Source organism: Chryseobacterium sp. CBSDS_008 (assembly GCF_049959325.1).
Classification (GTDB): domain Bacteria; phylum Bacteroidota; class Bacteroidia; order Flavobacteriales; family Weeksellaceae; genus Chryseobacterium.
Map to the genome: position 1 here is coordinate 2,447,724 of NZ_CP188202.1, position 16,293 is coordinate 2,464,016.

The window sequence follows — 16,293 nt, forward strand, 5'->3', positions numbered from 1 at the left end:
ATATTTTTGGTAATGAAAAATTACTGGGATAAGGGAATTTCTTTTGAAGAGTACCTTCAGATTGCAAAAGAAAGATTAGAGAATCCTGCCAACCAGCAGGAAGCTGATTATAAACAATATTATGAACTGGGTCTTCAGAGAATGGACAGAACGGTAAAAAAATACGTTCCCGATGAAGATCAGCTGAAAGAACTTGCTGCCAAAAACTTTGACGGAAAGATTTTAATCATTTCCGAAGCATGGTGTGGAGATGCAAGTGCAACAGTGCCTGCAGTATTCAGATTTTTTGAAGGACATAATGAAGTAAGAGTTTTTCTGAGAGACAGCGATAAAAGCCTAATCAATCAGTTTCTGACCAATGGTACAGAATCTATCCCTAAAGTATTGATTCTGGATAAAGACCTGAATGTAAAAAATTCATGGGGACCACGTCCGAAATATGGATATGAGCTTCTGATGAAATATAAAGCTGATCCTCAAGCGTATCCAAAAGATACTTTCTATAATGACCTGCAGATATATTATGCCAGAAACAGAGGAAAAGATGCTGTTCAGGAAATTTTAGATCTTTTATAAAAAAGAGATATGAAAAAAAATGTCATTTATCTTATATTAATCGTCATTATTGCGGGTGTTGCTTTTATACCCGGGGTAAGAAATTTTCTTAAAGACGCCTTCTTTCCGGTAGCCACCATTGAAAATGCAGTGCATATCAGTGAAGAAGATTACGATATAGAGCTTAAAGGTATTAATGCACCGAGCACCAATCTTAAAAACTTTAAAGACAAGGGTATATTCCTGAATTTCTGGGGAACATGGTGCCCGCCATGCAGAAAAGAATGGCCTTCTATTCAGAAATTGTATGATTCCAGAAAAGATCATGTAGATTTTGTCCTGATTGCCATGAATGATAAAGAAGAGGATGTAAGAAAGTTTCTGAAAGAAAACAATTATACCGTTCCTGTTTATATTGCTCAAAGTCCGATTTCTGAGAAAATTCTTCCAAAAGTATTCCCTACTACTTTCCTTTTGGATAAGCATGGAAGAATCCTTATTAAAGAAGACGCTACAAAAGACTGGGATACAGAGACTGTGCATCAGTTCATTGATAATATCATTAAATAATATTTAACTAATTTTATAATTTGTTGGTACAGGATTTGTGAAATTTATAAATGTTGAAAAATTTATTAAATCCAAACACAAAATGAAATATTCAAAATTAAATATTGCAAAAGAAGCCATCAATCACAAGGGCTTTATAAAAAAGATCCCTGATATTTTCAGAATGGTTAAAATGTGGAGAAAAGGAATCTATCCTATGAAATCCATCGACATTATTCTTCCTTTACTAGGAATTTTATATGTACTCTCTCCTATTGACCTGCTTCCTGAATTTGCCATACCAGTACTTGGAGTTATGGATGACCTGGCAGTTCTGTCACTAACGATTCCTAAACTTATCAAAGAGGTTGACAAGTTTTTATTATGGGAAACCGAACAAAGATACAGAGGCGCTCAAGTCATTGATGCCGAAATCGTAAAATAACAGTTTATTATATTTTTCACACCACCCTGATCAATCCGGGGTGGTTTTTTATATCAATATATTATGATTTTTTTTATTTTTGTTTTTGAACCAACACAAAAACACGATGAAAAAAAATGTAACCTTATGGGAGGATAAAATCCTTCATCTTCTCCTGCAATCTCATCTTACAAGTAATACCTGTCTAAACAGCTTCCGGCTGGAGGCTGCTTATAAATTATATTAGCCATGACAGGACATATTACGGGGAATCAAAATCCTCTTGTAGGAATAACATATTCCTACGAAATAATGCCTTCCGGTTTTTCATTCGGACTGAAAGGTGAATATGAATGGTATATTTACAAGAAACAGAAAAGCGGAAACTGGAAAGACATCACAGGCACTCCTAAAACCGGGGAAAAAGTAACCTACAAATTTGGGGAAATAGCTTTGGGAATAGAATTTCAAATGAAAGTCTACGAGATTAAGAAAGGAATTTTACCGGGACTTCCCGATACCAAAGAGCTGGCAGGCACCCTTACCATTATCCCTGCCAGCAACAAAGTCCCGAAAATAGATAAAGTAGTGCTCTTCAACAGAGGAGCAAAAGACTTCAATACAGCCAGCTACCATGATACCCTTATTGCGCAGGCTCACTGCATTGCGATGTTTAATAAAGAGATAGAATTCCATCTTTGGGAAGATGATGCTGCGGGAAAAGGCCACGATGCCAGTATCAACAAAAACAACCGCCATACACGCAGCTACAAAGCAAAGGTGAATGCAAATGGTATTGCCGAAGTACAGATACCGCTGATATCTGACGAAAAAATTCTCCGCCAGATCGCCAATCAGTTTATGATGAAAGGTGACAGAGATGAAGGCGCGAATCATGAGTATTATGTTACAGCTACTTATTCCGGGAAAATACAGGGAGCAAGCCAGGTGAATGTAAATGTGGCCAACCCTGATTATAAAGGACAGCCTCAAAACCAGCCTAAGCCTCAACCTCAGAAAGACACCCCGAAATTCCCTGCCGGATCAGGAAACGCCCCGAAACAGCCTGATCCCAAAGGCAATATTATAGAAGCTGTTTTCATAGACGATACAGGAAAAGAACTTTCCAAAGTAACGGTAGGAGATAAAGTTAGGATAAGAATTCACTCCAAAAATATGGTGGGAAAACACATCCAATATGTCATCTGGGAATCTGACTCGGTATTCCACGATGAAGTCTACAGAAGTGCAATGATTAAAATCCCTGCAGATATATGCGACACCTCAGGATTTGTCATTACCAAAGATATTTTTAACAAAGGAATGGACCCGAGTATCGGTAATCTAGATTCATATAAGCAAAACTACTTTATAGAAATTATCTCCAAAGATCTGTCAGCAGAATCTCAGAAATTTGGGGTAACTTCGGATGGTTTGATGGAAGTGGAGAGGGTGAAGAGTGCGGCGGTGGTGGAGAAGCAGCCTGAACCGGAGAAGCCAATAGTTGCAAAATGTTTTTGTAATAGGAAAATTACTCGCGAAGAATTAAAAGAAATGGTAATTGCTATGCGGAAAGCTACTTTTGATGAAGCTGGAGAAAATTTTTATAAATGGAATAAGGATAGTTTATTCACAGGTGGTCACGAACAATTTACTATTAAAACCTATGAAAAATTTGCAGAAGTATTGAATAAAACGTTCGAAAACTATGATATAAATACGTGCATAAGAAAAATTCATTTTTTAGGACAATGTTATCATGAAACAGGTTCCTTTGTAAAAAGTGTAGAAGGTAAGAAAAGCCAAGAATATTGGTATGATCCTTATAGAGGAAGAGGCTTTATACATTTAACATTGCTAGGAAATTATCAAAAGTTTAAAGATAACTCCGGATATGATGTTGTAAATAACCCTAAATTAGTTTCTACTAATATAGAAGTTGCAGCAATGTCAAGCGGTTGGTATTGGAAGTATAATGATATTGGAGATATAAATCCATTTGCAGATAAAGATAATATTTTTGATACATCAAGATTGGTTAACAAACCGAATGCAACAAAGTCTTCTTCTATTATTGGTTATAATCAAAGAATTAATGCTATTAATGCACTTAAAATAGTATTTAAATATCCACAAGAATGTGTTAGCCTAGGAAACAAAGAAGATGCTAAAGAAAAGACACCTTGCCCTAGTGGTTTAAAAAGTTGTATCTGCCTTGATAAATTTACAGTTGAAAATGGTTTTATAAAGCATTCTAGAGTTGTTGAAAATCATGTAAGTGTTATTGAACATGGAACGTTTAAAGATCTTAAAACAAGTATTCAAAAAATAATTTTACATAGAACAGCAGGTGGAACAACCCAGGCGTGCATAAATGCTTTTAAAGGAGGACGAAAAAATAAAAAAGGAGGTATAGATCATTATGGAACTCATTTTGTGGTTGGAAAAGATGGAATTATTACTCAAACCGCAAATTTAACAAAAGTAACATGGCATTGCGCTGGATGGAATTCAAAATCTGTTGGAATTGAAGTTGTTGGCTTTGCGATTGATAAAGATGGTAAACCAACCCTAGGATTAAAAGGACAAAACCCAGTGGTTGGATGGGAAAACTTAACGGAAGAACAAGCTAAATCAGTAGCATGTTTAGTCAAAGCCCTTTTAAATTATTATAATTTAGATAAAAGTAACATTGATTGCCACGAACATTTAGCTCCTAAAGAGGCAGGAGAAGGACAAATTGTATATAATGCTATTAAAGGCTATTTATAAATTAGAACTATGAAAAATACTGTTATAATTTTCTCAATAATATTTTCATTTATAATATCTTGTAAAGGCCAGGATAAAGATGAAAAAAAGAGAATAGAAACAAAAGTTTACATTGCAAACTGTAAAGGTGAATATTCTACAAAAGAAAAATTAACTGAAAGAGATATAGCATGGTCTCTCAATAGTAATGATGTTGAAAAAATCATGAATTTATCAATTCTCATTACTGATGAAGAATGGCATTTTTCATATCCAATTACACCGTGTAATATTGATATAAAAGGCTATTCGTATAAAGGAAAAAAATATGACTTACAAATTAATGGAGGTTCATACATTTCTTTTTTTGATGGAAAAAAAACACAAATTCTCGGATGTGAGCTACCAGAATGTAAAAAATATTTCCTAAAGTCTAAAGAAAATATGAACGAAGAAGATCTACCTTCTTCTTTTAATTCAAATTCAACACAAACTAAAAACTATAGAGTTAACTTCAATAAAAGTGACAAAAATGATCTCATTCTTATAGAAAAAAATACAAATGACTATACTTTAAAAGCGCAAATCGATAATAAAGTATTTTTTACAAAAAATATTAGCTGTGATTTTATAGAAATAGATACTGATACAAAAAACAAACAAGCTTTCAATTTAATTTTAGGTTACACAGAACAGTATCAAAATACGTCTCGAAAAATTGTTATACCCGTTTTTTTCAAAAATAATGATTTATTTATTGAAAAATTATTCATCGCAACTTTGGGAACGAGTGCGAAAACAGGTGAGGAAGAATGGATGCAAAAAGAGATCTCTAAAAAAATATCGCTCAAACAGCTTGATTTGGATAAAATCCTATCAGAATAAATGAAAAATATTTCTATTACTCCCCCTATCTTTCTTTTTTAGTTATAAAGAGATGGTTTTACAAAACTAAGAAAAGATAAAAATACAACATCACAAATTATTCAAAAGGTTAGAATTACAACACAAAGTATTATAGGATGTTGTCATATTAATATAAATAAATACAGCCTTAATCATAGTGGAAATTGGGAGATTTCTTCAGAACAGAAAGAATTCAAGAATGAATAAGAACATACTAGTAAATGTGAATATTATAATAGAAAGTAAAAACAGACATTATAAAAAAATATTCCCTCCAATATAATCTGCAATCTCACACCATCCCGATCAATCCGGGATGGTTTTTTTTTGTCAAATGAGCGATAAATTTTTAAGCCTTATTTCAATTCCTTAAATTTGCAATATCTAATAAAAAATAATGGAAAGTAAAAAAGAATTCTTCTTAGAGTGCTACAAACTAGGCATCATCAAATTCGGCAGGTTTACCCTGAAAAGCGGTATTGAAAGTCCTTTTTATGTAGACCTGAGACCTTTGGCTTCAGATCCTAAAATTTTAAAAAATCTTGCTAATTATTTATTGGAAATGCTTCCGTTAGATAATTTTGATTTAATCTGTGGAGTTCCGTATGCGGCTCTTCCTATGGCGACTGCAATGTCTCTGGAAAGCTATATTCCATTAATTATTAAAAGAAAAGAAGCGAAAAGTTACGGTACAAAAAAACTGATTGAAGGAATTTACCAGAAAGGTCAAAACTGCCTTTTGGTAGAAGATGTGATCACATCAGGAAAATCTTTGTTAGAAACTATTCCTGAAATAGAACAGGAAGATCTTAAAGTTTCGGATATCGTTGTGGTACTGGACAGAGAACAGGGAGGAAAACAATTACTGGAAAATAAAGGCTACAGAGTACATACTCTTTTCAATATTTCAGAAGTATGCTGTATTCTTCAGGGAACCGGGGAATTGTCAGATGAAGAGGTAAAAAGAATTCAGGACTTTCTTCAGGGGAATCATATTCAGTTTGAAGAAGAAACAAGATCTTCTTATGAGCAGAAACTTCAGGTTACCCAGCACTCCGTTTCAAAAAAATTACTGGAAGCAGCTTTAGCCAAAAAATCAAATCTTATTGCTTCTGCAGATGTTACAACAACTCAGGAGCTATTGGAACTGGCAGAAAAAGTGGGTCCGCATATTATTGCTTTAAAAACACATATCGATATTATTTCTGATTTCGATTATGAAAAAACAATTACTCCTTTAAAAGCAATCGCTGAAAAACACCAGTTTTTACTGATGGAAGACAGAAAATTTGCTGACATCGGAAATACCCAGGAACTTCAGTTTACAAGCGGGGTTTTCAAAATTACAAATTGGGCAGATTTTGTGACCTCTCAGGTAATCGGCGGTTTTGAATCATTAGACTGCTTCAAAAATGTAGGAGTGGTAGCCATCGTTGGAATGTCTTCCAAGGGAACATTAACAACTGCAAGCTATCGTGAAGAAGCTTTAAAAGTAGCTTTATCCCATCCTAACGTAATTGGTGGTGTATCTCAGAATAAAATTCCCGAGGAACTTCTTTTATTCACTCCGGGAGTAAATCTTGCAGATTCTGGGGATGGTAAAGGACAGCAGTACAACACACCGGAACATGTTTTCAACACACTGCACACAGATTTTATTATCGTAGGAAGAGGAATCTACCAATCCCATGATCCTGAAGCATCTGCGATCACCTATAAAACAGAGGGATGGAATGCATATATTAATTCTTTGGAAAAAAAAGCAGTTCAGGGTTAAAATCGTATAAAATATATACAAAATAAAGCTATATTTGAGCTTTATCACGAATATTTGAAAAAGATCAGCATTTGCCTTATTTTGTTGTGGGGAGTTGTACAGGTTTCTGCACAGACAGACAGTATATACATTGAAGCTAAACTGTCTCCGGACAAAAGGAACCTTGAGGTCAGACAGGAAATTGTTTATTACAATCATTCCGGAAAGGACCTTCAGACCGTAAAACTCCTGAATTGGGTTTCCGCATACAATAAACGGGGAACCTCTTTAGTCTACAGAAAACTGGAAGACCGAAATAATGATTTGCATTTTGCAAAAAATGATCAATTGGGAAAGCTTCTTGAACTGAATATTAAAAGTTCTGTAAATGAAGCTGCTCCTGTTAATACACTTTCGGATGAAAATCTTTTTATTCCACTGAAAAATGTATTAAAACCCGGCGAAAGCGTCACCTTACAGTTGCAATACAGCATGCAGCTTCCCGATAAAACGTTTACGGGATATGGAACGTCCGCTCAGAATACGCTATTAAAATATTTCTTTATTGTTCCGGATCATTTTGATCCGGACAATATTTCCAGAAGAAACTACCACGATATTGAAGAACAGGTAAATTTCAACACTTTCTGGACTATAAATTTTGATATTCCTGTCAATAGTTTTGTTGAAGGTAATCTTCCACAGATTCAGATGAATTCCTTCAGGGGATACCTTGATTCAGATCCTGAATTTTTGATTTCTCCAACCGCCTTTCCTTCGATAAAAACCAATGTTGAAGGATCTGAAGTCGAAATCAAGTTTGGGTACAATCTGAAACCGGAAGAAAAACAAAACCTGGAATTCTATCTTCCTTTGCAATTAAAGTTTATTAAAGAACGCATCGGTTTTCTTCCGAAAAGCATTTTTATTTCAGATAAGTTCAGAGCTAAAGAAGACTTTTTCGGAAATAATGATATTACTTTCTGGAAATTCAGATTCCGGTTATTTACCGAGACAGAAAAAACAGATATGGATTATTTTGGCATTATTGCCAAGAAAATTCTTGACCAAAGCATTATTGCGGATAAAGAAAAAGACCACTGGTTTAAAAATGGGTTAAAATCTTATCTTGAAATTCAGTATCTCAAAAAGTTCTATGCTGACACGAAACTTTTGGGTACCCTTCCTGAAACCAGAATATTTGGACTCAAACCTTTAAAATTATTTCATGCATCCAGGGTAAAACTTCTGGACCGCTATGGACTCTCCTATCAGTATATCATGCTGCAAAACCTTGATCAGAAGATTGATGAACACTTCCCTGTTCTGAGTAACTTCAATGATATGGCTATCAGCAGCTTTGAAACCGGAAGTCTTTTCAATTATTCGGCAGACAAAATGGGATATGATCAATTCGATGGGATTATAAAAAATACTATTTCCCGGAATTCAGGAAAAAAAATAAATCCCGAAGAATTTCTGGCAGCCCTTTCTGAAAATAATAAATCAACAGCCTATCTTTCCAACTTTTTTAAACAGAAAAACAGGGTTGATTTTAAATTAAAAAACATCAGAAAAGAAAACGATTCCCTACAAATAAGAATTGTAAAAAATACAGATGTTTCTATCCCGGTAAAACTGGAAACAGAAACCAAAGAAGGTGAAAAGAAGTCTTACTGGATAGATACTGAGGAGAATGAACGCAACTCTACTTTGTCTCTTCCTGCGTCAGACAATATTTATAAAGTCACTTTAAATAGCGGTTATACTTTCCCGGAATCCAATTACAGAGACAATTTCCTGTATGCAAAAGGCTTGTTTTCCAATGCAAAAAAAATTAAACTTAAATTAATAAAAGATATTCCGAATCCGGAATATAATGAAATTTACATCAGTCCAAGAGTACGTTTCAACAATACCTATGATAAATTCCTTCTGGGGTTAAATTTTAAAAATCAATCTTTGTTTGATCAGAAATTCCTGTACTCTGTTACACCAACCTACAGTACCGGAACAGGAAAGCTGACAGGCTCTGGAGCTGTCTCCTACTCTATTCTGCCTGCAGAAAGTATCATCCGGAGTCTGACATTCGGGGTTTCCGGTTCATATTTTCATTATGATTATGATCTGGCGTACAGAAAAACCTCCATATCATCTTCCATCAACTTCAGAAAGAACCCAAGGAGTACGGTAAGCAGAGGCCTGGGGATTTCCTATAATTATTTTGAAAGGGATCTTAGTCCTAAAATGATCGCTGAAAACGACTACAGCAAGTACAATCTCTGGAGTATCGGGTATGGCTATAGTGACAGCCAGATGATTCATGAAAAAAGCTTTAGTCTGAGTGCCCAGGGAATGGAAGATTTCAACAAAATAACAGCTGAAGGTTTCTACAGATGGGAATTTGCCCCGAAACAAAAGCTGAGCTTACGATTATTTGCCGGATATTTTTTAAGAAACAACACCCGAAACAACCTTTTCGATTATGGAATTTCAAGGGTTTCCAATTACTCTTTCTCTTATACCCTTTTAGGAGAGAGCGCTAGCAGCGGCCTTCTATCCCAACAGTTTATATTAGCTGACGGTGGTTTTAAATCTTTTCTACCGGGAACGGTAAACCAATGGATCACATCTGCCAACGTAGATTCAAGCGTATGGAAAATATTTCATGTGTATGCTGATGCCGGAGTGTATAAAAACAAGGATCTGCCGGCCAAATTCATATGGGACACCGGAGTTAAAGTAAGAATCATCCCTGATTTTCTGGAAGTTTATTTCCCGATACAGTCCTCTTTAGGGTTTGAGCCTTCATTCAAAGATTATGGTAAACGTATCAGGTATACATTGATTCTTAATCTTGGATCAATCATTAATGCCGCAAGAAGAGGCTGGTATTAATATAAAAAAATTGTGGATATCTTTGTGGATTAAATCCATATGGATAACACATTATATAAAAATAAAAGAACAGCTTATGAATACAGGCTGTTCTTTTTATTAAAAACTAATCTTTTATAATTTTCTGTGAAATCGGAATATTGTTTATTGTTCCTGTGACAATATAAGTTCCTTTTGGAAGCTCTGCAATATCAAGTGTCAAGGCCAACTTCGTAGGTGATTTTTTAACAACCTGCCTGAATGTATCATATACTTTCACATCTTTTACCTCAGTTCCGAACACAACTTTATTATCTTTTATAAAGAGATTTTGTACAAAACCGGATTTCACACTTCCTTCCAGGGAAAAATCCGCCATATTATTATTACTTCCTATCAAGGTTCTTTTGATAGCTGCATTTGTAGTGGGAGAAGGAGCCGGGCCCTCTCCTTTAAACTGATCTGCATTTGATCCGTATCCCACAAAATCCAGTACATTGGAGGCAGAAGGCCCTGCCACCTGGACTATATTTGCGGCTAAAGCAATTTTTCCGGATACACCGGAAATTTTCAGCCCTGAAGATTTATTCGGAGTGCCGTCAAAATTTATGATTGTTGTTGCAATAAAATCCGGTGTCGGCAGATCTTCAACACCTCCTTCAATCGCTGATTCCTGAATTAAATAGGTTTCTTCAGGCCCCAGAGTAAAATCAGGCAGGGTATGATACTCGGTAAAAGCACCTATTGCCGGAGCATATTGTATGCTGGCCCCCGTCAGGGAAACCAAAGTAGTTCCGGTATTTTTAAGGACAATATAGTTATTCTTCAATACAGCACCTGAGCTTACATTCCCGCCATAAATTTCATTGATCACAATCTGGGCGTTTGAAAGGGAAGCCAATAACATAAGTCCAACAAGAGTAAAGATTTTTTTCATCGTAACAATTTTTTAGAAATGGATTGAATCATAAAACATCAAAAACAATACCAGCAAATTAAGAAATATAGGACATAAAAATGTAAAATCAGTAAATAACAGCATAAAAAACAGCCGCTTCAATGAAGCGGCTGTTTATATTTTTATTTAAAAGAGATTAGTCTTTAAGAACTTTTTGAGAAACCGGTTGGTTGTTCACAGTACCTGTTACAATATAGTTTCCTTTTGCTAATTCAGCAACGCTTACAGTTCCGTTTTGTTTTACAGAAGTTTCTTTTACAAGCTGTCCGAACATGTTGAAAACTTTTATATCTTTCACATCAGATCCAAAAACGATCTCATTATTTTTAACGAAAGAGTTTTTTACAAAGTTTCCTGACTTTAGGCTTTTACTGTCGACAACTGCTAGAGAGGCAGTAGACGAAGTAACAATTAAAGAAATATCATCAATTCTCCAGTTGGCAGTACCAAGAGATGGAGTTCCCGTACCCGCACTGTCGCTTCCATAGATTCTTAATGTAACCGGCGCCGATTCTGCACCTACTAAATTAGCACCTGAAAAAGTGATGCTACTCAATGCCCATGTACTATTGTTATTAACATTTGCACTACCTATTGCAGTAGTATAGTTATCAATACTGGAATATACAGTAATCTTCCCTGGCCCGGTAGATGTCCCTCTGGAACCTAAACTTAAAGAATTCAAAGTTATTTTGTTACCAGCAACAGGAGTAACAGTTACGCTAAAATAGGTACTTGTAGCAGTAGAAAGAACTTCTTTATAAGCAGCAGCACCAAAATTGCTGGATCCGCTAGCGCCTGTATAGCCAGAAGACACTGATGAAGTGGTAATTAAAGCTGTAGTACCATTATTATTTCCCTGAGTTGCAGCAAATGCCACACTTGAAATATTAGCATTTGTACCGGAAATAGGATTTACAGAAGTACAATCCCAAACATACGTTGTTTGCGCAAAAGCAACTGCGCTCATCACTACTGTTGCGAAAAGAAAATAAAGTTTTTTCATAATTCAGATTTTTGTTGTTAATAATTTTAACAAAACTACATCTAATTTTTTATCTGGGACAATAAATAGGTTAAGTTTCTGTTAATTATAGTTGATCTCTGAATGTTAACATTTTTTAATTATTTTTACGGATTATTTTAAAAGTTGCGCAATTATATCCTTCTATTTGTATTATTCTTCTTAGGCATATTTTCAGGAAATGCTCAGGTATTTTCATGGAAAAATCCCAACATTCCTGAAGACAGCATCAAAAAGGACAGTATTCTTGCAGCAAGACTGGAACAGGATATCTTTGCAAAAGACACCCTTGATTTCATAAGAACGCACAACAAGATCATTATTGATGAAGCTGTACTGGCGAAAAATGATAAAAAAAGATTCTTAGGAGAGCTTAATTCAAAAGGTTCTATTATCCGGGGGATTACTTTTGGGAACAATCAGGGACAGTCTGTACAGAGCTCTATGGATCTTCAGATTTCAGGGCGTTTATCAAAAGATGTTACCATTTTGGCCAGTATTTCAGACCACAACCTGCCTATTCAGGCTGATGGCTATACGCAGACTCTGGAAGAATTTGACAAAATTTATATGCAGCTTAATATTAAGGAAAAGTCTATCCTGAGGGCCGGACACCTTGATCTTCTAGAAGCTAAAAATTATTTTGCCAAATACCAGAGAAGAAGTATGGGGCTTCAGTTCCAGACAGAATTCGGGAAAGAAAATAAAACATTGGTAGATATCTCTGCAGGTGTTGCACGAAGTGAGTTTCACAGGATCCGTTTTCAGGGGGTTGAAGGTAACCAGGGACCTTACCGTCTGACCGGTAAGAACGGGGAACAATTTATCACGCTGATCTCCGGTTCTGAGCAGGTATTTATTGACGGGATCCTGATGAAGCGTGGCGAAAACCAGGATTATATCATCAACTATAATACAGGAGAAGTTACTTTTACCAGTTTCCGTCCTATTTTCCAGCAGAATTTCATTACCATTTCTTATAACTACGCGAACAGAAATTATTCCAGATATTTATTTACAGGAAAGCTGGAACATCAAAGAGAAAAATTTAAAGTAGGGTTAAGCTGGTTCATGGAAAATGACAATAAAAATGCCCCTCTTTCATTAAGTCTTTCCAAGGAGGATGAACAGATTCTTGCTGATGCCGGAAACAATCCTGATCTGATGTATGCCCCTTCAGGAGTGGTAACTGAGTATGATGTCAATAAAATTTTATACAAATTAAATCCTGGAAATTTCTACGAATATTCTAATGATTCAAGCTTAACGCTTTACCAGGTTTCTTTTACTTATTTCGGAGCCAACCTGGGAGATTATAAAATAGCACAGACCACGAATAACGGCCGTGTTTTTGAATATGTAGGACCTAATGCCGGAGACTACCGGGCAGTAAGAAAACTTCCTTCTCCACAGAAATCACAGGTATACTCTCTGAATTCTGAATATGTATTGAACGAAGGAAAAATAGGTGCTGATATTTCCCTGAGTAATTATGATGTCAATTTATTTTCATCAAAGGATTCTGATCAGAATATGGGGTATGCTTGGCGTATCTTTGGAAATAAAAGCTTCACGAAAAACACATGGAAGGGAACTCCCAGTTTTGAATATCAGTATATTGACAGACAGTTTCATATCCTTGACCGTATCAATGATGTGGAATTCTCCAGAGATTTCAACCTTACGCAGGAATTTAATAAAAGAACTCAAAACAGATTTATCTTCAGTTTTCTGAATAAATGGAATAATAAGTCTACTTTAAATTACCGTGTCAACTATCTGAATGAACAGGATTCTTACAAAGGAATTAAAAATGACCTGGACTTCGGCTGGCTTACCGGTAAATTCTTTACCAAAGGAAATTTATCTTATCTGAATACCAATGCTACCCTTCAGGATACAAAATTCATCCGTGGTGGAGTTTCTACAGAATTTACCGGTAAAAAAGGAAGCTGGGCCATCGGCGGAAGCATGGAGCATAATGAGAAAAAATACAATGACACTCAACTTATGGATGTCACCAGTTTCAGCTGGAAGGAAATCTTTTTACAAAAGAAAATCGGCGATAGCACAAGAACCAAATTACTGGCAAAGGTATATATGAGAGACAATGACTCTGTACGTGACAACAGGCTTCAGAATATGAATAATATTTTGGGAATCATGGCCGAAAGTCAGATTATCAAAACAGAAAGAACCACTTTAAATGCTTTAATCCACTACCGAAAATTCTTCTACGCAGGTGCTGAAGGTGAAGTAACCAGAAACAATGACTTCGTTGTCGGAAATATCTTATACAATCAGCAGCTTTTCAGAAACGGAATGCGCCTTCAGGCTTTCTATGAACTTGGGAACGGACAGGAAGCCCAAAGGGAATTTCAATACATTAAAGTAACGGACGGCCAGGGTGTTTATAAATGGACCGATTATAACGGAGACGGGATTCAGCAGCTGGACGAATTTGAAATTGCCGAGTATTCTGATCTTGCACAATATATCCGTATCTATACCAATTCCGTAAGATATATTCCTTCCAATAAAAATAAAATACAGCTGGCTTTATTTGTTAATCCGGCAATTGTTTTCAATTCAGAAAATGGATTTTTAAAGCGCTGGAATTTCAATATTTCATTGAATTCCCAGAACTCATTCTATAAAAAGGACAAAGTTCTTGTCTTAAACCCTTTTGAAAAGAACAGTGATCAGATTCTTAAGAATCAGAATATTCTCGCCTCTGTACAGTTTAATCCAACCGACAAATCAGGCTGGAACGGAAACTACAGGTTCATCACCAATGACAACCTGATCAATGCCAATTTCAGCAATGAAGAACGTGAACAGACTTCCCATTTCCTGAATATAGGGTATTGGTTCAATAAAGAATTCAGGATAGATTGGGAAAACTCGGTTCACGATATTAAAAACTCTTCACAATTATTTACAACAAGAGATTATCGTCTCAATAATTTTGAAACCAAGCCTAAGGCAACTTATAAGTTCACAGATGCCATTCAGGCTGAATTATCATCTGCTTTCCGTCAGAAGCAAAGATTAGACGGCGAAGAACTTCTTAAAGCATTTGATGTCACCGGAACCATCCAATGGGAACGGAGAAAAACTTCTATCCGCGGAAATTTCTCGTTCATCAGCAACAATTTTACCGGAAACAATTTCAGTATTGTAGGTAATCAGATGCTGGATGGACTGAAACCGGGTAAAAACCAGGTATGGAGCGTATTTATCCAACAGGCTATCAACTCTTTTATCCAGCTGAATCTTAATTATGAAGGAAGAAATTCCGGTGACAGAACCATTCATATCGGAAGTATGCAGGTAAAAGCAAGCTTTTGATACAGTATTTTCAACATCGGAGGATCTCATATATCCTTTCTCCACCGTGTTATTCCGAAGGTTACTTTCATACATCGTGCAAAAATAATTCACAATGAAAATTAAAAATATTGTTTTTCAGAATTTCGTAAATTTGCACCATGATAAAAATAGGCAACATAGAACTGCCGGAATTTCCACTTTTGCTGGCTCCGATGGAAGACGTAAGTGATCCTCCGTTCAGACGTTTGTGTAAAATGCACGGTGCAGATTTAATGTATTCGGAATTTATTTCTTCTGAAGGGTTGATTCGTGACGCAATCAAAAGCCGTAAAAAGCTGGATATTTTCGATTATGAGAGACCGGTTGGCATACAGATCTTTGGTGGAGACGAAGAAGCTATGGCCATGTCTGCAAGAATTGTTGAAACGGTAAATCCGGATCTTGTAGATATTAATTTTGGATGCCCGGTAAAAAAGGTTGTCTGCAAGGGAGCAGGAGCTGGTGTTTTAAAAGATATCGATCTTATGGTTCGCCTTACAAAAGCGGTAGTAAGCTCTACCCACCTGCCTGTAACGGTAAAAACCCGTTTAGGATGGGACAGCACCAGTATTAATATTGATGAAGTGGCAGAACGTCTGCAGGAAACAGGAATCAAAGCTCTTACCATCCACGCCAGAACCCGTGCCCAGATGTACAAGGGGGAAGCAGACTGGGAGCATATTTCAAGAATTAAACAAAATCCTAATATTGAGATTCCTATTTTTGGAAATGGTGATATAGATTCTGCTGAAAAAGCTTTAGAATATAAACAAAAATATGCATGTGACGGGATTATGATCGGGCGTGCAGCTATTGGATATCCATGGATATTTAATGAAATCAAACATTTCTTTACAACCGGAGAACATTTACCTGAACCGACAATTTCAGACCGGTTACTGGCTGTTCGCCAACACGCAGAATGGAGTGCCGAATGGAAAGGAGAGCGATTAGGATTGGTGGAAATGAGACAGCATTACAGCAATTATTTCAGAGGAATTCCGCATTTCAAGGAGTTTAGAAAAAAATTCCTGGAAGTTTTTACCATGGAAGAAATGGACAGCCTGATCAAAGAGACCCAACAGTTCTACGAAGAATATCAGGCACAGCTATAAAAATAA

The 16,293-nt window shown here is 35.9% G+C and carries 11 protein-coding genes; 9 read left to right on the plus strand and 2 right to left on the minus strand.

What is annotated here, in order from left to right; genetic code table 11:
- Positions 1-12 precede the first annotated feature (12 nt).
- The 7 genes from ACP3T3_RS11015 to ACP3T3_RS11045 all read left to right on the plus strand — a co-directional run bounded on the left by ACP3T3_RS11015 (position 13) and on the right by ACP3T3_RS11045 (position 9,839).
- Entirely contained in the window at positions 13-576 is a 564-nt protein-coding gene (locus ACP3T3_RS11015; RefSeq protein ID WP_426479905.1) for a thioredoxin family protein, read from the plus strand.
- Positions 577-585: 9 nt separating this feature from the next.
- The gene (locus ACP3T3_RS11020; protein WP_426479906.1) at positions 586-1,125 is read left to right on the plus strand and encodes a TlpA family protein disulfide reductase; all 540 of its coding nucleotides are present in this window, start codon (positions 586-588) and stop codon (positions 1,123-1,125) included.
- A gap of 82 nt (positions 1,126-1,207) precedes the next feature.
- Positions 1,208-1,549, plus strand: a complete 342-nt coding sequence (locus tag ACP3T3_RS11025) for a YkvA family protein (protein WP_426479907.1) — start codon at positions 1,208-1,210, stop codon at positions 1,547-1,549.
- Between the two features lie 228 nt (positions 1,550-1,777).
- On the plus strand, positions 1,778-4,300 hold the full coding sequence (locus tag ACP3T3_RS11030) for an N-acetylmuramoyl-L-alanine amidase (protein WP_426479908.1): 2,523 nt from the start codon (positions 1,778-1,780) through the stop codon (positions 4,298-4,300).
- Positions 4,301-4,309: 9 nt separating this feature from the next.
- Positions 4,310-5,164: a hypothetical protein gene (locus ACP3T3_RS11035; RefSeq protein WP_426479909.1), complete on the plus strand. Its 855-nt coding sequence runs from the start codon at positions 4,310-4,312 to the stop codon at positions 5,162-5,164.
- Positions 5,165-5,582: 418 nt separating this feature from the next.
- Positions 5,583-6,962: an orotidine-5'-phosphate decarboxylase gene (gene pyrF, locus ACP3T3_RS11040; protein WP_426479910.1), complete on the plus strand. Its 1,380-nt coding sequence runs from the start codon at positions 5,583-5,585 to the stop codon at positions 6,960-6,962.
- Positions 6,963-7,016: 54 nt separating this feature from the next.
- Positions 7,017-9,839: an aminopeptidase gene (locus ACP3T3_RS11045; RefSeq protein WP_426479911.1), complete on the plus strand. Its 2,823-nt coding sequence runs from the start codon at positions 7,017-7,019 to the stop codon at positions 9,837-9,839.
- A gap of 106 nt (positions 9,840-9,945) precedes the next feature.
- Here ACP3T3_RS11045 and ACP3T3_RS11050 read toward each other — a convergent pair whose 3' ends face one another.
- Both ACP3T3_RS11050 and ACP3T3_RS11055 read right to left on the minus strand, forming a co-directional pair.
- Entirely contained in the window at positions 9,946-10,755 is an 810-nt protein-coding gene (locus tag ACP3T3_RS11050; protein ID WP_426479912.1) for a T9SS type A sorting domain-containing protein, read from the minus strand.
- 157 nt (positions 10,756-10,912) lie between these two features.
- The gene (locus ACP3T3_RS11055) at positions 10,913-11,782 is read right to left on the minus strand and encodes a T9SS type A sorting domain-containing protein (RefSeq protein ID WP_426479913.1); all 870 of its coding nucleotides are present in this window, start codon (positions 11,780-11,782) and stop codon (positions 10,913-10,915) included.
- A gap of 144 nt (positions 11,783-11,926) precedes the next feature.
- Between ACP3T3_RS11055 and ACP3T3_RS11060 the strand changes: the two genes are divergently transcribed.
- Together ACP3T3_RS11060 and dusB are read left to right on the plus strand one after the other, a co-directional pair.
- On the plus strand, positions 11,927-15,151 hold the full coding sequence (locus ACP3T3_RS11060) for a hypothetical protein (protein ID WP_426479914.1): 3,225 nt from the start codon (positions 11,927-11,929) through the stop codon (positions 15,149-15,151).
- Positions 15,152-15,291: 140 nt separating this feature from the next.
- The gene (dusB, locus tag ACP3T3_RS11065; protein WP_426479915.1) at positions 15,292-16,287 is read left to right on the plus strand and encodes a tRNA dihydrouridine synthase DusB; all 996 of its coding nucleotides are present in this window, start codon (positions 15,292-15,294) and stop codon (positions 16,285-16,287) included.
- The last annotated feature ends 6 nt before the right edge of the window (positions 16,288-16,293 follow it).

What these genes read in the sequence shown, in the direction of transcription:
- dusB (WP_426479915.1), top strand. Translation starts at nt 15,292, where the DNA reads ATGATAAAAATAGGCAACATAGAACTGCCGGAATTTCCACTTTTGCTG.
- ACP3T3_RS11025 (WP_426479907.1), top strand. Translation starts at nt 1,208, where the DNA reads ATGAAATATTCAAAATTAAATATTGCAAAAGAAGCCATCAATCACAAG.
- ACP3T3_RS11050 (WP_426479912.1), bottom strand. Translation starts at nt 10,755, where the DNA reads ATGAAAAAAATCTTTACTCTTGTTGGACTTATGTTATTGGCTTCCCTT.
- ACP3T3_RS11055 (WP_426479913.1), bottom strand. Translation starts at nt 11,782, where the DNA reads ATGAAAAAACTTTATTTTCTTTTCGCAACAGTAGTGATGAGCGCAGTT.
- ACP3T3_RS11035 (WP_426479909.1), top strand. Translation starts at nt 4,310, where the DNA reads ATGAAAAATACTGTTATAATTTTCTCAATAATATTTTCATTTATAATA.
- ACP3T3_RS11020 (WP_426479906.1), top strand. Translation starts at nt 586, where the DNA reads ATGAAAAAAAATGTCATTTATCTTATATTAATCGTCATTATTGCGGGT.
- ACP3T3_RS11015 (WP_426479905.1), top strand. Translation starts at nt 13, where the DNA reads ATGAAAAATTACTGGGATAAGGGAATTTCTTTTGAAGAGTACCTTCAG.
- pyrF (WP_426479910.1), top strand. Translation starts at nt 5,583, where the DNA reads ATGGAAAGTAAAAAAGAATTCTTCTTAGAGTGCTACAAACTAGGCATC.
- ACP3T3_RS11030 (WP_426479908.1), top strand. Translation starts at nt 1,778, where the DNA reads ATGACAGGACATATTACGGGGAATCAAAATCCTCTTGTAGGAATAACA.